This is a genomic window from Streptomyces echinoruber (assembly GCF_014651135.1).
GTDB lineage: Bacteria > Actinomycetota > Actinomycetes > Streptomycetales > Streptomycetaceae > Streptomyces > Streptomyces echinoruber.
This window is the reverse complement of the sequence record NZ_BMWH01000052.1, coordinates 1-19,492: the sequence shown is the minus strand read 5'-3', so window position 1 is coordinate 19,492 and position 19,492 is coordinate 1. Positions and strand designations below refer to the sequence as shown.

Genomic DNA, 19,492 nt, shown 5'->3' with positions numbered 1-19,492 from the left:
GGGGCCCGGCACCGCCGCGGTGCCGGGCCCCTCGCCGTGACGTGCCGCCCCGCGACAGCGGCACCGCACCCGGGGCGACGGCACCGCCCCGGGACGGGGCGGCTCAGCCCTCCTCGCCGGCGTCCGCCGCATCCCCCTCCTCGACGGCGTCCGCCGCCTCCACCTCCTCGCGGGTCACCCCCAGCAGGTACAGCACCGTGTCCAGGAACGGCACGTTCACCGCGGTGTGCGCCGCCTCGCGCACAACCGGCTTGGCGTTGAAGGCGACGCCCAGCCCGGCCGCGTTCAGCATGTCCAGGTCGTTGGCGCCGTCGCCGATCGCCACCGTCTGCGACAGCGGCACGCCCGCCTCGGCGGCGAACCGGCGCAGCAGCCGCGCCTTGCCCGCCCGGTCCACGATCTCGCCGGTCACCCGGCCGGTCAGCTTCCCGTCGACGATCTCCAGCGTGTTGGCCTGGGCGAAGTCCAGCCCCAGCCGCTCCTTGAGGTCGTCGGTGACCTGCGTGAACCCGCCCGAGACGATGCCGACCTGGTAGCCGAGCCGCTTCAGCGTGCGGATCAGGGTGCGCGCCCCCGGCGTGAGCCGCACCTCGCTGCGCACCTTGTCCACCACCGACGCGTCCAGGCCCGCCAGCAGCGCCACCCGCGCGTGCAGCGACTGCTCGAAGTCCAGCTCGCCGCGCATCGCCGCCGCCGTCACCTCGGCGACCTTCTCCTCGCAGCCCGCGTGCGCGGCGAAGAGCTCGATCACCTCGTCCTGGATGAGCGTGGAGTCGACGTCCATGACGACCAGGCGCTGCGCCCGGCGGTGCAACCCGGCCGAGACCACCGCTATGTCGACGCCCAGCGCCGCCGCGTCGGTCACCAGCGTGGTGCGCAGCGTCTCGGTCTCCACGCCGGACACCGCGAACTCCACCGCCGTCACCGGATACTTCGCCAGCCGGAAGATGCGGTCGATGTTGCCGCCCGCGTTCGCGATCCGCGCGGCGATGCGCGCCGTGGCCTGTGCGGTGAGCGGGTGCCCGAGCACCGTGACCAGCGAACGGCCGAGACCGCGCGGACGGTTGTCGCCGATGCCGGAGATGATCTCCGCCTGCATCTTCATCGACTCGGCCCAGTTGTGCACGGTGGCCCGTAGGTCGCCCTCGAGTTCCGCGGCCGGCTGGGTCACGAGCGCGCACAGGGTCAGCCGCCCCCGGGTGACGACCTGCTCGATGTCGACCACGTCGACGGAGTAGGCGGCGAGGGTGTCGAAGAGGCCGGCCGTGATGCCCGGCCGGTCCTTGCCGAAGATCTTGACGAGGAGGGTGGGGGCGTCGGAGGTCTGTGTTGCGCTCACGACCTCCACCGTATCCGGCGACCTGCACCGACCGCCGCGCCGGTCCGCCTGGCGGACGGCGAACAGTGGAGGGCGGTTCGGTGGCGTCCGCCTGACCGGCGGGCCACGGCGGCCCGGCTCCGAAGGTCCAAAACCCCAAAACCTCGAAGGCCCGAAACCTCGAAGGCCCGGCGCCGCAGTGGCCGCAGTAGCCGCAGCGCGGCGGTGCCGCGGACCGCCGTGGGTCAGCCCCGTCCCCCACTCGGCGGAGACGGCGGAGGTGGTGGAGGCGGCGGAGGCGGCGGCCACTCCTCCGGCGGCCTGGGCCGCGGCCGGGACGGCGGCCGCCGCGGCGGGAGTCCGAGGGGCCGGGCCACGGTCGGGGCGCCGTACACGTCGTCCGGGGGCGTCCCGCCCGCGTCCGGCGCCTCCTGCCCGCCCGAGGGCGGCGGCGCGTCCACCGGCTCCGGCGCGTCCTCGGGCACCCGCAGGTACGGATTGGTGGCCGGGTTCGGCGGCCGGTACGGCCGGCCGGGCGCGTACGGCCCGGGCGGCTGCTGCACAGGGGGACTGCCGGCCCCGTGACCGCCGTGGCCGTTCCGGTCCCCGGCGTCCTCGCCCCCGCCCGGTCGCGGCCCGTCTCCCCGTTCCCCGTGGGTGTTCCGGTCGGAGTGTGGTCCGTCTCCCGGCTCCCCGTGGGCGTTCCGGTCGGGAGGAGACCCGGCTCTCCGCCCCCAGTCGGCGTCCCCGCTCCGTCGTGCCGCACCCGCCGCCCCGGCGCTCGCCGCCCCGACGCCCTCCGCCCCGACGCCCTCCGCCCCGACGCCCTCCGCCCCGACGCCCGCCGCCCCGACGCCCGCCGCCCCGACGCCCTCCGGCCGCAGCGTGCGTACGCCCGCCGGCGCGCGCACGCCCGCCGGCGGGGACACCGCCGCCGGGACCGCCCGCCGTCCCGCCGCGCCGACCGCCCGGGCCAGCAGCGCCCCGGCGGCCCCGGCCGCCGCTCCCCACACCGCGCCGAGCAGCAGGGCCGTCCCCGGGTGTCCGCGCAGTTCGACACCGGCGCCGAACGCGTCGAGGCCGAACACGGACAGGGAGGCGCTCGCCGAGACCTCCGCGAGCCGGGCGAGCAGCGGCAGGGCGACGGCCGTGGCCGCCCCCAGGGCCACCGCGCACCGCCCCGCGAACCGGGCCGCACCCATCCGTTGAGTCGCGTCCGCCCGCCGAGTCGCCCCCGCCTGCCGAGCCGCCGCCCCCACCGGCGTCCGCACCGCCGTCAGCACCCCCGCCACCAGCATCAGCAGCCCGGCGCCGACCCCCAGCAGCCACACCCGCCCGTCCAGGTCGGCCAGCCGCCCCAGGGTCACCGGCCGGGTGGAGCCGGCGCGCAGCAGCTCGTCCAGGGGATGCGGCAGCGACGCGGTGAGGGCGCCGCTCGCCGAGCCGTCCCACGGCACGAGCAGGCCGATCGACACGCCGAGCCATGTGCCGTTGGGCGCGCCGAGCAGCGCGGCGCCCACGACGCGCCGCGGGTGGTCGTCGCCGAGTGCCGCGTACGCCGCCGCCACCAGGCCCGCCGCGACCGCGAGCAGCAGGACGGCGACGAGCGCGGAGACGGCCGGCCGGACCCCCCGGTGCACCGCCCGCCAGCCGCGCGGCAGGGGAGTGCGGCGCGAGGCGAGCAGGGCGATCAGCAGGACGCCGGTCACCCAGCACAGCCCGCCCAGCAGCGTGGGCCCGGTGTCGACGGCGAAGCCCACCCGCGCCTTGGCGTCCACGAGGTCGCCGATCCGCTGCGGCAGCAGCCCGCCGAGATCTCCGAGGTCGCCCAGGCCCGGGATCCGCGGCCCCGCGGAGCCGCCCGTGCCCGGCAGGCGCCGGTCGAGCCCCAGGGCTCCCAGGGCGCCCCCGTCGATCGTCACCACGTCGTGCCCCACCCAGGCCAGTCCGCCCAGCACCGCCACGAACAGCGCGGCCACCGCGCCCGCGCGCGCGAGGAGTTCGGCCGGCCGGACGCCGGCTCCCGCGGCGCGCAGGGACCGCAGGAAGAACCAGGACAGCACGAGCGTTCCCACCAGGCTCACGCCCAGTGGCGCGATCTCGACGGCGGTGTGCGCCTCGGCCCCCTTCAGACCGAAGGCGGACATGTCACCGGAGGGCGTCACCGTCCCGCCCGCCCCGAGGGCCACCACCGCCGCGGTCATCGGCCCCAAGGAACCGGCCGTGTCCGCCCGCAGCAGGTGCAGACCCAGCGCGGCCGTGCCCGCCATGCCGATCAACGCCCAGCTCACCGCGGCGATCGCGGACAGCACCAGGTCCGCCCAGGGCAGCCCGGCCGGCCGCCCGCCGTCCTTCGCCGTACCGGTGTGCGCGGCCAAGCCCATGGCAGTCCCCCCGATCCGCGGCGCGGGTCCCGCGCGGCCACCGCGCGCGGCTGTTCTGCCAGGACTCGCCCGGATTACCACTGTCCGGCCGGATTTCCCTTCCGTCAACGGCGCCTGCGCAAACCGGCGTACGCCGTCTCCACAAGGCCCGACTTTCGGTCAGAGCCGTGGGCCTGGAATAGTTCCTCCCGATGTTCGACATCCCTAGACTCCCTGCGACGGGGGCAACTCGGGGGACAACTCAGTGGGGCATGGAGTGCCGGAACTCGTACTGGAATCGAATGGACGTACCTGGACGCTCGATCCGTCCAGGACCTACACCCTTGGGCGTGATCCGCAGGGCGACATAGTCCTCGACGACGCCAGGGTCTCCTGGCGGCACGCCACGATCGCCTTCAACGGCCGCAGTTGGGTGATCGAGGACGTCGGCAGCACCAACGGCACCTTCGTGCAGGGACAGCGGATCCACCAGGTGGAGATCGGCCCCGGCTCGGCGGTGCACCTCGGCAACGCCACCGACGGGCCGCGCCTGAACCTGACGGCCGCCGCGGCCGCGGTCGCGCAGCCGCAGCAGCAGCCGTACGCGGCGCAGGGCGCCGACCCCGGCTGGGGCCGGCCGGCGCCGCAGCAGCCGGCTCCCCAAGAGGGCTGGCAGCAGGCGCCGTCGATCCCGCAGCAGCAGGGCCCGGTGGGCCCGGTGGAGAACCTCGTGCAGAAGGTGCCCGGTGGGGCGGCGGGGGCGCCACCCGTCCACGGCGACCGCAGCCCGACCACGTTCCACCAGTTCGCGCTGGGCCGCGTCATGCGCATCGGCCGCTCGCTGGAGAACGACCTGGTCGTCTCCGACCTGCAGGTCTCCCGCCACCACGCGGAGTTCCACGCCACGCCCGACGGCCGCTTCGAGATCCGCGACCTCGGCTCGCACAACGGCACGTACGTCAACGGCCAGCCGATCCCCAAGGGCGGCTCGGCGCAGCTCGGCCCGACCGACATCGTCGGCGTGGGCCACTCGACGTTCCGCATCGTCGGCGACCGGCTCGAGGAGTTCGTCGACACCGGTGAGGTGTCCTTCTCCGCCCGCCACCTGACCGTCACGGTCGACGGCGGCAAGCAGATCCTGAAGGACGTCTCCTTCGGCGTGCCGGAGAAGTCCCTCGTCGCGGTCATCGGCCCCTCCGGCTCCGGCAAGTCGACGCTGCTGAAGGCGCTCACCGGCTACCGGCCCGCCGACCAGGGCGAAGTGCTGTACGACAACCGCAACCTGTACAAGCAGTTCGCCGAACTGCGCCAGCGCATCGGCCTGGTGCCGCAGGACGACATCCTGCACAAGGAGCTGACCGTCAAGAAGGCCCTCACGTACGCGGCCAAGCTGCGCTTCCCGGCCGACACCACGGCCGCCGAGCGCGAGGCCCGCATCGACGAGGTGCTGCGCGAGCTCAAGCTCGACATCCACGCCGACAAGAAGGTCACCTCCCTCTCCGGCGGCCAGCGCAAGCGCGTCTCCGTCGCCCTGGAGCTGCTGACCAAGCCGTCGCTGATCTTCCTGGACGAGCCGACCTCCGGCCTCGACCCGGGCATGGACCGCGACGTCATGCAGTTGCTGCGCGGCCTGGCCGACGACGGCCGCACGGTCCTCGTCGTCACCCACTCGGTGGCCGAACTGGCGCTGTGCGACAAGCTGCTGGTGATGGCGCCGGGCGGTTCGGTGGCCTACTTCGGCCCGCCCGAGGAGGCGCTGAACTTCTTCGGCTACGACAGCTGGGCCGACGTCTTCTCCGCCTTCGAGAACTACCGCGACTACGACTGGGCGGGCCGCTGGAAGGGCTCGCAGCACTACCAGCGGTACGCCGCGGACATCGACGCCGTCGCCCCGCAGGCCGTGCACATGCCGCCGCCGCAGGCGATCAGGCCGCCCAAGCCGCAGAGCTGGGGCTCGCAGCTGCTGACCCTGGTCCGCCGCTACTGCGCGGTCATCGCCTCCGACAAGGGCTTCATGGCGCTGACCGTGATCCTGCCCGCCGTGCTGGGCGCGGTCAGCCTGCTCATCGACTCCGACAAGGGCCTGCTGGTCAACCCGGTCAACCCGCGCACCGGCATCCCCGTGCCGAACGGCACGGCCACCACCGTCCTGCTGATCCTGTCCGTCGGCGCCTGCTTCGCCGGGGCCGCGAACTCGGTGCGCGAGCTGATCAAGGAGCGGGTCATCTACGAACGGGAGCGCGCCACCGGCCTGTCCCGCTCGGCGTACCTGATGTCCAAGGTGATCGTGCTGGGCGCCATCACCGTGCTGCAGGGACTCATGGTCGGCGTGATCGGCTTCTCCAGCCGGGAGATCCCCGACCAGGGCCTGATCCTCGGCCACGCCACCCTCGTCGAGCTGTGCCTGCCCGTCATGGCGCTCGGCTTCACCTCGATGATGGTCGGCCTGGTCATCTCCTCGCTGGTGAAGACCGCCGAGAAGACCATGCCGCTGCTGGTGATGTTCGCCATCATCCAGGTGGTCTTCACCGGCTGCCTGTTCACCCTGCACGGCACGGCCGGCGTCAACGAGTTCTCGTACCTGATGCCGTCGCGCTGGGCGGTCGCCGCGGCCGGCACCACGCTGGACTTCAACAAGATCAGCCCGAACACCGACGACCCCACCAGCACCGACCCGCTGTGGGACCATCAGGCCTCGGCCTGGTCCATGGACATGGCCGCGCTGATCGCGCTCGGCGTGATCTGCGGCTTCCTCGTCGCCCGCTTCCTGCGCCGTCACGAACCCGAGGTCATGCGCAAGTAGCCATGTGCAAGTAGGCGTGCGCGAGCAGTCGTGCGCGAGCCGGCGGACCGTACGGCAGGCGAGCCGGCCGGTACGAGCCGAAGGGCGGCACCCCGTCAGGAGGGTGCCGCCCTTCGCGTGTGCGGTCGAAAGGCCCGCGCCTGCCTCTCAGTACGCGCTGTAGACGTTGTCGATGGAGCCGTAGCGGTGCGCCGCGTAGTTGGCGGCGGCGGTGATGTTGGCGACCGGGTCGTAGATGTCCCACGACGTGCCCGGCACGTGGTACGCGGCGAAGGTGGGCGGGATCACCTGCAGCAGGCCCTTGGACGGCACGCCGTTGATGGCGTTGATGTCCCAGTTGTTGATGGCGCGGGGGTTGCCGGACGACTCCCGCATGATGTTGCGGTACAGGCCGTGGTAGGAGCCCGGGATGCGGCGCTCCTTCATGATGTCCAGCGCGTGCCGGATCCAGCCGTCCAGGTTGTTGGCGTAGGACTGGGCGGCGACCGTCCGCATCCGCGGGCGCTGCGCGGAGCGGTTCGCGGCCTGACCGGCCCTGCGCGCGGCCTCGGCCCGCTTCTTCGCGGCGGCCTCGGCGGCGGCCTTCTGCGCGGCGGCCCGCTTCCGGGCGGCGGCCTCGGCGGCCGCCTTCTTCGCGGCGGCGGCCTTCCGGGCCGCCTCGGCGGCGGCCTTCTTCCTCGCCTCGATGGCCTCGAGCTTGACGCCGACGTCCGCCATCTGGTCGGTGACGCTGCCCTTGACGCCGGTGACGCCGGTGACGCCGGTGACGCCGGTGACGCCGCCCTTGACGCCGTGGAGTCGCTCCGAGCCGTACGCCACCTGGCGGCCGGCGGAGGCCGGTTCGGCCGTGGTCGTGTGGCCGCCGCCGGGGACCGCGGCGAGCGCGAGGGCGGCGGCGCTCAGCGTGCCGGCGCCGGCGAGCGCGATCCTGTGGGTTGTGGTCAGGCGGCGACTGCAGCCGCCGAGGAGGCTGTACTTGGGCATGCGAAAGGGACCTCTTCGAATGACGCGGAATCGCTCCTCGGACGTCGAGGTGGCGGGGAGACGGGTACGTCCCGCACGAACGCCGCGGGCGGAAAACCCGCGGCGCTGAGCGACGGCAGTCATTCTTAGCGGCCGCAAAAATTTACGGCAAAAGTGCGACATACGACCCCGGGTAGTGGATCAGGGAATGCGAAAGCGGGGCAGATCGGACCGTCTGCCCCGCTCACGCGGCTGATCCCCGGTCTCCTAAGGGCCCTCGTACGTGAGGTACGCCCTGTGCGCGGGCTCACACCGGCGGCCCGCCGGCCTCACCCCGCGTTGCTGTCGCGACGCGCAGCGTGAGGCGTCTGCCCGGGCTTTCCGGGGGTCCCGGGCTTCCCGGGCTCCCCGGGCTCCCCGAGCTCCCCGGGCTCCCCGAGCTCCCGGGGCTTCCTGGGAGGACGCCCGGAAGGCCCGGGGAGAAGGAGATGCACGTCCCCGAACTCGTGCCACAGGTAGCGCCCGCGCAGCGCCTCCTCGTACGCGCGGTCCACCGCCGCCCGCCCCGCGACCGCCTCCAGCATCAGCAGGTGCGAGGCCTGCGGCTCGTGCAGTCCGGTCAGCAGGCCGTCCACGACCCGCACCCCGCGCTCCGGCATGACCACCAGGTTCGTCCAGCCCGCGGCCGCCCGCACCACCCCGTCCGGCCCGGCCGCCGACTCCACCGCCCGCACCGCCGTCGTCCCCACGGCGACGACCCTGCCGTCCCCCGCCCGCACGGCGTTGATCAGCCGCGCCGACGCCTCCGGCACCGCGAACCGCTCCGGATACGGCGGCTCGTGCGCCTCCGCCGACGACACGCCCGTGTGCAGCGTCACCGGCGCGAACTGCACCCCCCGGCTCACCAGCTCCGCCACCAGCCGCGCCGTGAAGGGCCGCGCCGCGCTCGGCATCTCCGCGCTGCCCGCCCCGTCCGGCGACGGCAGCGCGAACACCGTCTGGTACGCCGACAGCGGCTGGTCCCGTTCCGTGTAGGCGTACCGGATGGGCCGCCCGTACTCCCGCAGCAGCCCGCCCACGTCCGCTCCGGACGCGCGTACCCACCACAACCGGTCCCCACGCGCGCTCAGTGGCTCCTCCATGACCAGCCTCACACCCGCCGGCAGCCGCACCACGGAAGCGCCCGCCGCCCCCACCCCTCTCCCCGCGCGCGGGCGCGTGGTGCCCCGCCCGTCCGGATCCCGCAGCTCCACGGCCCACCGCCCGTCGTCGCCGCGCGTGGAGAAGTGCACCACCACACGCGCGTCCCCGAGCCGGCCGTCCACCGCGGCGGGCAGCGTGGGCGAGGTGTTCACGATCAGCAGATCCCCCGCCCGCAGCAGCCGCGGCAGCTCCCGGAACGCGTGGTGCGACACCTTGGTGCCGTGCGACACCAGCAGCCGTACGGCGTCCCGGTCCAGCCCGGGGCCGCGCTGCTCCGCCGGCACCCGCGCCGACAGCTCCTCCGGCACCCGCAGCACCGGTGTCACCGCCCCTGCGCGAGCAGAGCCGACGCCGTGTACCGGCCGCTGTCCGGCCGCTCGTCCAGCAGCCGCAGGAAGGCCGGCACCACACGCGCCGGCGCCGGCCGCGGCGCGTCGTCGTCCGGTACGGCCGCCGCGTACAGCTCCGTCGCCATGTCCCCGGGGTCCACCGCCCACACCCGCAGCGCCGGCTCCTCCACGGCCAGCACCGCCGCCAGCCGGTCCAGGGCCGCCTTGGACGCCCCGTAGCCGCCCCACGTGGCGTACGCCTCGACGGCCGCGTCCGAGCTGACCGCGATCACCGCGCCCGCCGCCGAGGCGCGCAGCGCCGGCAGCGCCTCCTGGACCAGGCCGAGCGCGGCCACCGTGTTCACCTCCAGCGCCCTGCGCAGCCCGGACAGCGGCAAGTGGGCCAGCGTGACCAGCGGCTCGGCGCCCAGCGCGCTCGCGTTGTGCACCAGCAGGTCGACCCCGCCCAGCTCGCGGGCGGCCGCCACCAGCGCGGCCCGGTGCCCGGCGTCCACGACGTCCCCGGGCAGCGCCGCCACCCGCGTGCCGTGCGCGGCCACCGCCGCCTCCGCCTCCTTCAGCGCGCCGGCGCCCCGGGCGTCCAGCACCAGGTCCCAGCCGCGCGCCGCGAGCGCCTCGGCCAGGGCGCGCCCCAGCCCCTTCGACGCCCCCGTGACGATCGCCACCGACATGGCCGTTCCTCCGTTCCGCGCTCCCGTCCGGCGCGTCCTCACCGTAGGAACGGCACCCTCCGGGCCGCCTCGGCCACGGGCCGCAACCCGCCCGGTCCCCTCGCCCTAGGGCCGCGGTCCGCCGCCCGGAGCCGTAAGCCCACGGTCCGCCGCCCGCCGCCGTAGGCCCAAGGGCCGCCGCCCGGAGCCGTAGGCCCGCGGGCCACCGCCCGGTTCCGCAAGGCCCGCGGACCGCCGCCCCGACCCGCGGCCGCGGTCCTAGGACCACCGGTCCACTCCGGGGCCGTCACTGGTCCGATCCGGCCGGCCACCCCCGCCGGTACCGTGAGGACATGAGTCGACAAGGCCCCCGGTCCGGTCTCGCCGCGGTGAGCTCCGCGCTGCTGGCCATGAGCAGGCACCTGGAGGTGCGCGACGTCCTGAAGACGATCGTCGCCTCGGCCCGCGAGCTGCTCGACGCCGAGTACGCCGCCCTCGGCGTCCCCGACGACCACGGCGGCTTCGCCCAGTTCGTGGTCGACGGCGTCAGCGACGAGCAGTGGCGCGCCATCGGCCCCCTGCCGCGCCAGCACGGCATCCTCGCCGCGATGCTGCAGGAGGCGAAGGCCGAGCGCCTCGCCGACGTGCGCAAGGACCCCCGCTTCGAGGGCTGGCCCGCCGCCCACCCCGAACTGGCCGACTTCCTGGGCCTGCCCGTCCGCGACGGCGACGAGGTCATCGGCGCGCTGTTCCTGGCCAACAAGCGGCGTCCCGCGGGGGAGCACTCCCCGGGCCGGGAGCCGCGGGGCGGCTGCGGCTTCACCGAGGAGGACGAGGAGCTGCTGTCCATCCTCGCCCAGCACGCGGCGATCGCCCTCACCAACGCCCGCCTGTACGAGCGCAGCCGCGAGCTGACCATCGCCGAGGAGCGCTCCCGGCTCGCCCACGAACTGCACGACGCCGTCAGCCAGAAGCTCTTCTCCCTGCGCCTGACCGCGCAGGCCGCCGCCCGCCTCGTCGACCGCGACCCGGCGCGCGCCAAGGGCGAACTGCGGCGGGTGGCCGCCCTCGCCGCCGAGGCTGCCGACGAACTGCGCGCCGCCGTCGTGGAGTTGCGGCCCGCTGCCCTGGACGAGGACGGCCTCGTCGCCACCCTCCGCACCCAGGTCCAGGTCCTCGACCGCGCCCACACCGCGCGTGTCACCTTCACCGCCGACGGCGTGCGGGCCCTGCCCTCCGCCCAGGAGGAGGCGATGCTCCGCGTCGCCCAGGAGGCCCTGCACAACGCGCTGCGGCACTCCGGCGCCCGGCGTGTCGACGTCACCCTGGAGCGGCGCGGCGGCAAGGCCGTGCTGCGCGTCGCCGACGACGGCCGCGGTTTCGACCCGCGCTCCGTGCGCCGCGCCGGACGCCACCTCGGCCTGGTCTCCATGCGGGACCGGGCCAACGGCGTCGGCGGCCGCCTCACCGTGGAATCGGCGCCCGGCAAGGGCACCACGATCGAGATGGAGGTCCCCGGTGGCTGACCCGGTCAGGGTGCTGCTCGTCGACGACCACCAGGTGGTCCGCCGCGGCCTGCGCACCTTTCTGGAGGTACAGGACGACATAGAGGTGGTGGGGGAGGCCGCGGACGGCGCCGAGGGGGTCGCCCGCGCCGAGGAACTCCGGCCCGACGTCGTCCTGATGGACATCAAGATGCCCGGCATGGACGGCGTCGAGGCGCTGCGCCGGCTCCGCGAGCTCGGCAACCCCGCGCGCGTGCTCGTCGTCACCAGCTTCACCGAGCAGCGCACGGTCGTCCCGGCCCTGCGCGCGGGCGCCGCCGGGTACGTCTACAAGGACGTGGACCCCGACGCCCTCGCCGGCGCCATCCGCTCGGTGCACGCCGGGCACATACTGCTCCAGCCCGAGGTCGCCGACGCCCTGCTCACCCAGGAGGAGGGCGGTGGCGGCCAGGGCAGGGCGGGTGCGCTCACCGAGCGGGAGCGCGAGGTGCTCGGCCTCATCGCGGACGGCCGTTCCAACCGGGAGATCGCCCGCGCGCTCGTCCTGTCCGAGAAGACGGTGAAGACGCACGTGTCGAACATCCTGATGAAGCTCGACCTCGCGGACCGCACCCAGGCGGCGCTGTGGGCCGTACGCCACGGCCTGACCGGATGACCGGCTGACCGGCTGGCCGCCTGGCCGCCTGATCGCCTGACCGGCCGGTCTCCGGGGCCCGGTGACCACGCGGAAGGTTCCCCTCCGGACCGAGATTCATACTGTCGTGGGAATGTCGCCCGAACGGCGTATCCCGGGCCGGCCCCGGCCGTTCTCCAGTGCGTGCTGCGGCGCCTGCCGCAGTGATCGCAAGGAGGGGTTTCGACAGTGAAGAACCTGAAGAAGGCAGTGGCCGTGACGATGGTGGCCGGTGGCCTGATGGCCGCCGGAGCCGGTGTGGCCTCCGCCACCGAAGGCACCCACGGCGCCCACGCCGCCGGCGCGGCCGCGGGCTCCCCGGGCGTCGTCTCCGGCAACCTGATCCAGGCGCCGGTCCACGCCCCGGTCAACGCCGTCGGCAACAGCGTGAACGTCATCGGTGTGCTGAACCCCGCCTTCGGCAACCTCGGCCTCAACCGCTGACCCCGGCCCGCCGCCGTTCCCACCGCAGGACCTCCCGGGACTCCCGCCCGGGAGGTCCTCCCACGAGCCGCGGGCACCCGTCACCGCACCCCCCGCTCCCGCTCCTCCACGACGGAGTTGTACGCGGCGACCCGCGCCCGCCGAGCCGTCCGCTCCACCGGCCGCAGCGCGGCCGCCCGCGCCGCCATCTCGCCGGCGCTCACCGCGCCCCCGGGCCCGTTCTCGTACGCGACGCGGACCAGCAGCCCGACCCGCCGCGCCATCTCCAGCACCCGCACGGCACGCCCCGGATAGCCGGGGGCGAGCACCTCCCCGCCCTTGTCGGCACGTGCCCGGTAGGCGTCGATCGCCGCCTCCGCCACCGGCCCCGACCCGGCGACGTCCAGCCGCGTCAGCACCTCCGTCGCCTCCCGCAGGGCCTCCGCCAGCTCCCGCTCGGCCTCCCCGAGCGAGGGCACGTCGGCGGGCGGTGCCTCCCGCACCGGCAGGCAGTGCCAGACCACCTCGGTGTGCACGTCGCCCTCGGGCCCGGCCTCGTGCACCTCCGGCACCAGCCCGTACGCGGCCCCGTGGCAGACCACCGCCTCCTCAGCCTCCAGCGCCCGCGCGTTGAACTCCGGCGGCCCGCTCAGCCCCAGCGGATGCCCCGGCGCGGGCAGCGCGACCCGCAGCCCCGTCGCGCCCAGCGACCGCAGCCGCCCCAGCGCCAGCGCGATCCCCACGGGCGCCGGCTCGCCCGGCAGCCCCTCCACCCGGTGGACGGCGTCGTCCCCGACGATCGCGGTCACGGTGTCATCAGGCGGGACGAGTCCGGCGAAAAAGGCGTTTCCCCAAGCGGCGAGGCGTCCAGAACGCGGTTCCGACAGCATGCCCCCCACCCTAAGGACCGGACCGATGGAATGGCCGGGCCGACCTGTGGCGTAGATTCGTTCAGGGCTGCGCCCACCGGCGCGGCGGCCCGATCCACAGGCGTACGCGACAGCCGAGACCGGCCGACTGCAAGGGGAGACAACGCGCTCATGAGCGATGTTCTGGAGCTTCAGGACGTATCCGTGGTCCGCGAGGGCCGGGCTCTGGTGGACCAGGTCTCCTGGTCGGTCAAGGAGGGCGAGCGCTGGGTCATCCTGGGCCCGAACGGCGCGGGCAAGACCACCCTCCTCAACGTCGCCTCCACCTACCTCTTCCCCAGCACCGGCACCGCCACCGTCCTCGGCGAGACCCTCGGCAGGCCCGGCACCGACGTCTTCGAGCTGCGCCCCCGCATCGGCGTGGCCGGCATCGCCCTCGCCGACAAGCTGCCCAAGCGCCAGACCGTCCTGCAGACCGTGCTCACCGCCGCCTACGGCATGACGGCCACCTGGCGGGAGGACTACGAGGAGGTCGACGAGCGGCGCGCCCGCGCCTTCCTGGACCGCCTCGGCATGTCCGAGTACCTCGACCGCAAGTTCGGCACCCTTTCCGAGGGCGAGCGCAAGCGCACCCTGATCGCCCGCGCCCTGATGACCGACCCCGAGCTGCTGCTCCTCGACGAGCCCGCCGCCGGACTCGACCTCGGCGGCCGCGAGGATCTCGTACGCCGCCTCGGTCGCCTCGCCCGCGACCCCATCGCCCCCTCCATGATCATGGTCACGCACCACGTGGAGGAGATCCCGCCCGGCTTCACCCACGTTCTGATGCTCCGCCAGGGCAAGGTCCTCACCGCCGGCCCGATCGACCTGGAGCTCACCTCCCGCAACCTCTCCCACTGCTTCGGCCTCCCGCTCGTCGTCGAGCGCGTCGGCGACCGCTGGACGGCGCAGGGCCTGCCGCTGTCCTGACGCTGTGCCGGCACTGCCCTGATGTCCTGAGCGCGCCCCCGCCCCGCCCCGCGCGCCCTGTCCGCCGGGCACCCGTGGCCCTACCATGACAACGTGAACGACATCGACGCATGGGTGTGGTGGCTCGTCGGCGCCGCGGCGCTGGGCATCCCGCTCGTGATGACCGCCATGCCCGAGTTCGGGATGTTCGCCGTGGGAGCCGTCGCCGCCGCGGTCGCCGCCGGACTCGGCGCGGGAGTCGTCCTGCAGGTCCTCGTCTTCGTCGTCGTCTCGGTCGCCCTGATCTCCGTCGTCCGCTCCCTCGCGGCCCGGTACACCGTGCAGCGCCCCCAACTGGCCACGGGCATCGACGCGTTGAAGGGCAAGCAGGCCGTCGTGCTGGAACGCGTCGACGGCACCGGCGGCCGTATCAAGCTCGCCGGGGAGGTGTGGTCGGCACGCGCCCTCGACACCGACCGCACCTACGAGGTGGGCCAGCAGGTGGACGTCGTCGACATCGAGGGGGCGACGGCGATCGTCCTCTGATCCGGCACGACCGGTACGACCGGCACGACCCTCGCGCGACGCGACCCGGGCGCACACCCGGCCGGAGTGAACACCCGGCCGGTGTGAACGTCCAACCGCGGTGAACACCCGGCACGTCCCGCGCGGTTCTGCCAGACTCGACCAGCAAGATCTTCAACAACCATAAGATCTTCCGAGAGCGATCTTCCGAGCGCCGAGGCGGAGAAGGGTACGGGGAGCGACGATGGAACCGGTCATCATCGTCTTGATCATCCTGGTGGTGTTGGTGTTCATCGCCCTGATCAAGACCATCCAAGTCATCCCGCAGGCCAGTGCCGCCATCGTCGAGCGCTTCGGCCGCTACACACGGACCCTGAACGCGGGCCTCAATATCGTCGTCCCGTTCATCGACACCATCCGCAACCGCATCGACCTGCGCGAACAGGTCGTCCCCTTCCCGCCGCAGCCGGTGATCACCCAGGACAACCTGGTCGTCAACATCGACACCGTCATCTACTACCAGGTCACCGACCCGCGGGCCGCGACCTACGAGGTCGCCAGCTACATCCAGGCCATCGAACAGCTCACCGTCACCACGCTGCGCAACATCATCGGCGGCATGGACCTGGAGCGCACCCTGACCTCCCGCGAGGAGATCAACGCCGCCCTGCGCGGCGTCCTCGACGAGGCCACCGGCAAGTGGGGCATCCGCGTCAACCGCGTCGAGCTCAAGGCCATCGAGCCGCCCACCTCCATCCAGGACTCGATGGAGAAGCAGATGCGCGCCGACCGCGACAAGCGCGCCGCCATCCTCACCGCGGAAGGCACCCGCCAGGCCGCCATCCTCACCGCCGAGGGCGAGAAGCAGGCCGCGATCCTGCGCGCCGAGGGCGAGGCCAGGGCCGCCGCCCTCAAGGCCGAGGGCGAGGCCCAGGCGATCCGCACCGTCTTCGAGTCCATCCACGCCGGCGACCCGGACCAGAAGCTGCTCTCCTACCAGTACCTGCAGATGCTCCCGAAGATCGCCGAGGGCGACGCCAACAAGCTCTGGATCGTCCCCAGCGAGATCGGCGACGCCCTCAAGGGCCTCTCCGGCGCCTTCGGCAACTTCGCGCCCACCAACGGCAATGCGGGCGGCGGCGGCACCTCCGGCGGCAACCGGGGCACCGGCGAACGCCGTGAACGGCCCCCCATCGACTGAGGACCGACTGAGGATCAACTGAGGCGACCGGGCACCCTGCCCACGGCATCCACGGCATCCACGGCATCCACGGCGCCCACGACACGACGGTGGCCCGCCCCTCGCCCGAGGGGCGGGCCACCGTCACACGCGCCCGCGACCGCCTACGCCGCCGTCGACCGGGCCAGCCACTCCGGCAGCGTGTCGAAGTCCTCCCGGCCCAGCGCCAGCAGCATCGCGTCGGCCGGCGTCGGCTCGAACGGCTGGTGCAGCAGCGTCATCCCCGCCTCCTGAGGAGTGCGGTTCGCCTTGCGGTGGTTGTCCTCCGCGCACGCGGCGACCGTGTTCAGCCACGTGTCCCGGCCGCCCTGCGACCGCGGCACCACGTGGTCCACGGTCGTCGCGCGCTTCCCGCAGTACGCGCACCGGTGCCGGTCCCGCACCAGCACCCCCCGCCGCGACCACGGAGCCTGTCTTCGGAAGGGCACCCGTACGTACCTGCACAGCCGGATCACCCGGGGTGCCGGTATGTCGACCGCGGCTCCGCGCATCCGCAGTTCGGGATGGGCCTGCTCGACGACCGCCTTGTCCTGGAGCACCAGCACGACGGCCCGGTTCAGGGTCACCGTCGACAGCGGCTCGAAGCTCGCGTTCAGCACCAGCGTGTCCCGCATCCAGCCCACCTCCCGTGTGCACCGGCCCACCCCCTGGCGGGCTGGGACCAACTTTGGCCGGGCACGCCGGGATGGACAACGCAATATCCGCCGCTCCCGCGAGAGGGGTGGCCCCCGCGGCCCCCGGGAACAAAAATGCCCGCCCCTGATCACTTCCAAGACCAGGGGCGGGAAAACGTACGGTGAACGGTCGGCTGAAAATCACCCCTCGCCCGGCCCGGGGCTCAGCCCTCCGCGGGCACCTCGTACTCGCCGATGAGCTGAGCCCGCGCCAGCGTGTGGAACCGCAGGTTGAAGCCGACCACCGCGGGCGTGGCGTCCGCGTCCGGGCCCAGCTTCTCCTGGTCCACGGCGTACACCGTGAACACGTACCGGTGCGGGCCGTCCCCGGGCGGCGGCGCCGCACCGCCGAACTCCTTGCTGCCGTAGTCGTTGCGCACCTGCACGGCGCCCTCCGGCAGCCCCTCGAACCTGCCGCTGCCCGCACCCGCCGGCAGTTCCGTCACCGAGGCCGGGATGTCGAACACGACCCAGTGCCAGAACCCGCTGCCCGTCGGGGCGTCCGGGTCGAAGCACGTGACGGCGAAGCTCTTGGTCTCCGGCGGGAAACCCTCCCACCGCAGCTGCGGCGAGGTGTTGCCGCCCGCGTAGACCTGGGCGTCCTTGAGCCGCGCGCCCGGCTCGATGTCGTCGCTCGTCACGGTGAACGACGGCACGGGCGGGTGGAAGTCGTGCGGCAGCGGCGGCCTTTTGAGCTCGGTCACCTCGGTACCTCCTGATCGGGAATCGTTCGTTCCCGAGACTAGTCCCGCGACTAGAACCAGCTGCGCTTGCTGCCCACCTCGGCGATCCACTGGTGGAGGTACGCCGCCCAGTCGGTCCCCTGGTAGTCGTGCAGCCCCACCTGGAACGCCCGGTAGGTGTCGCTGCCCTCGCTGAACAGACCCGGCTTCTTGTCCATCTCCAGCACGACGTCCATCGCGTGCTCGTCCGCCACGAAGCTCAGCTCCACCTGGTTCAGGCCCCGGTACTGCTGCGGCGGGAAGAACTCGATCTCCTGGTAGAACGGCAGCTTCTGCCGCGTTCCCCGGATGTGCCCGCGCTCCATGTCCGCGTTCTTGAACCGGAACCCGAGCTGGATGAACGCGTCCAGGATCGCCTTCTGCGCCGGCAGCGGATGCACGTTGATCGGGTCCAGGTCCGTGGAGTCCACCGCCCGCGCGATCGCCAGCTCCGTCGTCACTCCGATGTGCATGCCGCGCAGCGTCTGCCCGTCGATCATCGTGACCGGCGTCTCCCACGGGATGTCCAGCGTGAACGGCACCGCGTGCACCGCGTTCGCCCGCAGCTCGAAGGCGCCGCCGAGCCGCACCTTCGTGAACTCGATGTCCTGCCGGTACTCCTGGTCGCCGCTCTCCACCTCGACCTTGGCCTGCAGCCCGACCGACAGTCCCTCGATCTGCTGGTTGACCGACCCGCCCTGGATGCGCACCTCACCCTGGACGACACCGCCCGGCACCACGTTGTCCTCCGCCAGCACCGTCTCGACCGAGGCCCCGCCGGCCCCCAGGCTCGCCAGCAGCTTCTTGAACGCCATCTCTCTCCCTCTCCCAACTCTCCAGCCGTGGATCCCTGATCTCTGATTCCTGATCCCGTGGATCCCTGATCCCTGAGAACGCGATCCGGCCGTGACCGGTTCCGCACCGCATCCGGCGCCCACACCCTGGCAAGACCGGCGCCCGCCGACCACCCCCACGCGCCGATCCGCGTGCAGTACGCTCGGAGGGCATGATCGCGACCCCCGACCGTACGCCCCTGCCCAGGGAGTTCTTCGACCGGCCCGTCCTGGAGGTCGCCCCCGATCTGCTGGGCCGCGTCCTCGTCCGCAGCACCTCCGACGGCCCGATCGCGCTCCGCCTGACGGAGGTCGAGGCATACGACGGCCCGAACGACCCCGGCTCCCACGCCTACCGTGGCCGCACCCCCCGCAACGAAGTCATGTTCGGCCCGCCCGGACACGTGTACGTCTACTTCACCTACGGCATGTGGTTCTGCATGAACCTCGTGTGCGGACCCGAGGGCCGCGCCAGCGCCGTCCTGCTGCGCGCCGGCGAGATCGTCGAGGGCGCCGAGCTCGCCCGCACCCGACGGCTCTCGGCCCGCAACGACAAGGAACTCGCCAAAGGCCCCGCCCGCCTGGCGACGGCCCTGGGCGTGGACCGCGCCCTCAACGGCACCGACGCCTGCGCCTCCGGCGACACCCCCCTGCGCATCCTCGCCGGCACCCCCGTCCCCACCGACCAGGTCAGCAGCGGCCCCCGCACCGGCGTGGCCGGCGACGGCGCCGTCCACCCCTGGCGCTTCTGGATCACCAACGACCCGACGGTGAGCCCCTACCGGGCCCACGTGCCCCGCCGCCGGCGCACCTGACGCGACTTGACGCGCCGCCCGCAGGTCCGTAATGTGGCCCGAGCCGCTGGAACCGGTGCCGTGATCGGCGATCACCGGTGACCGGGAGCGGTACACCCACTACCTACGACTTCCCCTTCGGCGGGGCCGGATTCGGCGTGCCTGCGTGCCCGAATTCCGAACTCCGCGGAACTCGATTATGAGGTGCCGGGGAAATCGGCTAGCGTAGTGAATGTCGAAAGGCCGACGGACGGAAGTCCGCCGGTACTGGACATCCCGCCGACCGGGAATCGGATCAAGCAAAGGATCTGATAGAGTCGGAAACACCGAAGGGAAGCGCCCGGAGGAAAGCCCGGGACCGAGGGGTCCGGGGTGAGTACGAAGGAAGCGGTTGTTCCTTGAGAACTCAACAGCGTGCCAAAAGTCAACGCCAGATATGTTGATGCCCCGTCCGCCGGGCCGTCCGGTCTGGTGGCGAGGTTCCTTTGAAACACACACAGCGAGGACGCTGGGAGCCGGGGGGACGATTCCTCCTTCCTGGTTCCGCTCTCGTGGTGGTTGCCCCGGAGTACCGGGGAAGGCATTCACGGAGAGTTTGATCCTGGCTCAGGACGAACGCTGGCGGCGTGCTTAACA

General features: G+C 73.3%; 17 protein-coding genes. 8 read left to right on the top strand and 9 right to left on the bottom strand.

Going from position 1 to position 19,492, the window contains the following annotated elements; translation table 11 throughout:
* Nucleotides 1-103 precede the first annotated feature (103 nt).
* Complete coding sequence (gene serB / locus IE225_RS31840) at nt 104-1,339, bottom strand: phosphoserine phosphatase SerB (protein ID WP_190061147.1); 1,236 nt, start codon at nt 1,337-1,339, stop codon at nt 104-106.
* Nucleotides 1,340-1,563: 224 nt separating this feature from the next.
* Nucleotides 1,564-3,702, bottom strand: coding sequence for a streptophobe family protein (locus tag IE225_RS31835; protein WP_190061146.1), 2,139 nt, complete (start codon nt 3,700-3,702; stop codon nt 1,564-1,566).
* A gap of 256 nt (nt 3,703-3,958) precedes the next feature.
* Between IE225_RS31835 and IE225_RS31830 the strand changes: the two genes are divergently transcribed.
* On the top strand, nt 3,959-6,484 hold the full coding sequence (locus IE225_RS31830; protein ID WP_190061145.1) for an ABC transporter ATP-binding protein/permease: 2,526 nt from the start codon (nt 3,959-3,961) through the stop codon (nt 6,482-6,484).
* 147 nt (nt 6,485-6,631) lie between these two features.
* Here IE225_RS31830 and IE225_RS31825 read toward each other — a convergent pair whose 3' ends face one another.
* From IE225_RS31825 to IE225_RS31815, 3 genes are all read right to left on the bottom strand, one after another.
* Entirely contained in the window at nt 6,632-7,468 is an 837-nt protein-coding gene (locus tag IE225_RS31825) for a transglycosylase SLT domain-containing protein (RefSeq protein ID WP_190061144.1), read from the bottom strand.
* Between the two features lie 308 nt (nt 7,469-7,776).
* Nucleotides 7,777-8,976 carry an S-adenosylmethionine:tRNA ribosyltransferase-isomerase gene (locus IE225_RS31820; protein ID WP_190061143.1) on the bottom strand — a complete coding sequence of 400 codons (1,200 nt, stop codon included), beginning with the start codon at nt 8,974-8,976 and terminating at the stop codon, nt 7,777-7,779.
* Nucleotides 8,973-9,671 carry an SDR family NAD(P)-dependent oxidoreductase gene (locus tag IE225_RS31815; protein ID WP_190061142.1) on the bottom strand — a complete coding sequence of 233 codons (699 nt, stop codon included), beginning with the start codon at nt 9,669-9,671 and terminating at the stop codon, nt 8,973-8,975. Before IE225_RS31815 ends, IE225_RS31820 begins: the two co-directional genes overlap by 4 nt.
* Before the next feature lie 332 nt (nt 9,672-10,003).
* Between IE225_RS31815 and IE225_RS31810 the strand changes: the two genes are divergently transcribed.
* The 3 genes from IE225_RS31810 to IE225_RS31800 all read left to right on the top strand — a co-directional run bounded on the left by IE225_RS31810 (nt 10,004) and on the right by IE225_RS31800 (nt 12,272).
* Complete coding sequence (locus IE225_RS31810; RefSeq protein WP_190061141.1) at nt 10,004-11,176, top strand: GAF domain-containing sensor histidine kinase; 1,173 nt, start codon at nt 10,004-10,006, stop codon at nt 11,174-11,176.
* Nucleotides 11,169-11,810 carry a response regulator gene (locus tag IE225_RS31805; protein WP_190061140.1) on the top strand — a complete coding sequence of 214 codons (642 nt, stop codon included), beginning with the start codon at nt 11,169-11,171 and terminating at the stop codon, nt 11,808-11,810. The genes IE225_RS31810 and IE225_RS31805 overlap by 8 nt, the downstream gene beginning before the upstream one ends.
* Before the next feature lie 207 nt (nt 11,811-12,017).
* Complete coding sequence (locus tag IE225_RS31800; RefSeq protein WP_190061139.1) at nt 12,018-12,272, top strand: chaplin; 255 nt, start codon at nt 12,018-12,020, stop codon at nt 12,270-12,272.
* A gap of 80 nt (nt 12,273-12,352) precedes the next feature.
* On the opposite strand, the gene IE225_RS31795 is transcribed toward IE225_RS31800, so the two are convergent.
* Complete coding sequence (locus IE225_RS31795; protein WP_190061138.1) at nt 12,353-13,141, bottom strand: Rv1486c family protein; 789 nt, start codon at nt 13,139-13,141, stop codon at nt 12,353-12,355.
* A gap of 150 nt (nt 13,142-13,291) precedes the next feature.
* On the opposite strand from IE225_RS31795, the gene IE225_RS31790 reads away from it, so the two are divergent.
* The 3 genes from IE225_RS31790 (at nt 13,292) to IE225_RS31780 (ending at nt 15,794) form a co-directional block, all read left to right on the top strand.
* A complete protein-coding gene (locus IE225_RS31790; protein ID WP_190061137.1) occupies nt 13,292-14,089 on the top strand; it encodes an ABC transporter ATP-binding protein in 798 nt (265 codons plus the stop codon).
* 93 nt (nt 14,090-14,182) lie between these two features.
* Nucleotides 14,183-14,614: an NfeD family protein gene (locus IE225_RS31785; RefSeq protein WP_190061136.1), complete on the top strand. Its 432-nt coding sequence runs from the start codon at nt 14,183-14,185 to the stop codon at nt 14,612-14,614.
* A gap of 223 nt (nt 14,615-14,837) precedes the next feature.
* Complete coding sequence (locus IE225_RS31780; protein WP_190061135.1) at nt 14,838-15,794, top strand: SPFH domain-containing protein; 957 nt, start codon at nt 14,838-14,840, stop codon at nt 15,792-15,794.
* Between the two features lie 143 nt (nt 15,795-15,937).
* Here IE225_RS31780 and IE225_RS31775 read toward each other — a convergent pair whose 3' ends face one another.
* The 3 genes from IE225_RS31775 to IE225_RS31765 all read right to left on the bottom strand — a co-directional run bounded on the left by IE225_RS31775 (nt 15,938) and on the right by IE225_RS31765 (nt 18,044).
* Nucleotides 15,938-16,447: an HNH endonuclease gene (locus IE225_RS31775; RefSeq protein WP_190061134.1), complete on the bottom strand. Its 510-nt coding sequence runs from the start codon at nt 16,445-16,447 to the stop codon at nt 15,938-15,940.
* A gap of 224 nt (nt 16,448-16,671) precedes the next feature.
* Entirely contained in the window at nt 16,672-17,211 is a 540-nt protein-coding gene (locus IE225_RS31770; protein ID WP_190061133.1) for a YbhB/YbcL family Raf kinase inhibitor-like protein, read from the bottom strand.
* Nucleotides 17,212-17,261: 50 nt separating this feature from the next.
* Nucleotides 17,262-18,044, bottom strand: a complete 783-nt coding sequence (locus IE225_RS31765; protein ID WP_190061132.1) for a sporulation protein — start codon at nt 18,042-18,044, stop codon at nt 17,262-17,264.
* A gap of 191 nt (nt 18,045-18,235) precedes the next feature.
* Here IE225_RS31765 and IE225_RS31760 point away from each other — a divergent pair, with 191 nt between their 5' ends.
* Complete coding sequence (locus IE225_RS31760) at nt 18,236-18,877, top strand: DNA-3-methyladenine glycosylase (protein WP_190061131.1); 642 nt, start codon at nt 18,236-18,238, stop codon at nt 18,875-18,877.
* The last annotated feature ends 615 nt before the right edge of the window (nt 18,878-19,492 follow it).

Bases quoted from the DNA above. Each gene is read 5' to 3' on its own strand.
- IE225_RS31835 (WP_190061146.1), bottom strand. From the start codon at position 3,702: ATGGGCTTGGCCGCGCACACCGGTACGGCGAAGGACGGCGGGCGGCCG.
- IE225_RS31825 (WP_190061144.1), bottom strand. From the start codon at position 7,468: ATGCCCAAGTACAGCCTCCTCGGCGGCTGCAGTCGCCGCCTGACCACA.
- IE225_RS31815 (WP_190061142.1), bottom strand. From the start codon at position 9,671: ATGTCGGTGGCGATCGTCACGGGGGCGTCGAAGGGGCTGGGGCGCGCC.
- IE225_RS31810 (WP_190061141.1), top strand. From the start codon at position 10,004: ATGAGTCGACAAGGCCCCCGGTCCGGTCTCGCCGCGGTGAGCTCCGCG.
- IE225_RS31795 (WP_190061138.1), bottom strand. From the start codon at position 13,141: ATGCTGTCGGAACCGCGTTCTGGACGCCTCGCCGCTTGGGGAAACGCC.
- IE225_RS31790 (WP_190061137.1), top strand. From the start codon at position 13,292: ATGAGCGATGTTCTGGAGCTTCAGGACGTATCCGTGGTCCGCGAGGGC.
- IE225_RS31780 (WP_190061135.1), top strand. From the start codon at position 14,838: ATGGAACCGGTCATCATCGTCTTGATCATCCTGGTGGTGTTGGTGTTC.
- IE225_RS31775 (WP_190061134.1), bottom strand. From the start codon at position 16,447: ATGCGGGACACGCTGGTGCTGAACGCGAGCTTCGAGCCGCTGTCGACG.
- IE225_RS31765 (WP_190061132.1), bottom strand. From the start codon at position 18,044: ATGGCGTTCAAGAAGCTGCTGGCGAGCCTGGGGGCCGGCGGGGCCTCG.
- IE225_RS31760 (WP_190061131.1), top strand. From the start codon at position 18,236: ATGATCGCGACCCCCGACCGTACGCCCCTGCCCAGGGAGTTCTTCGAC.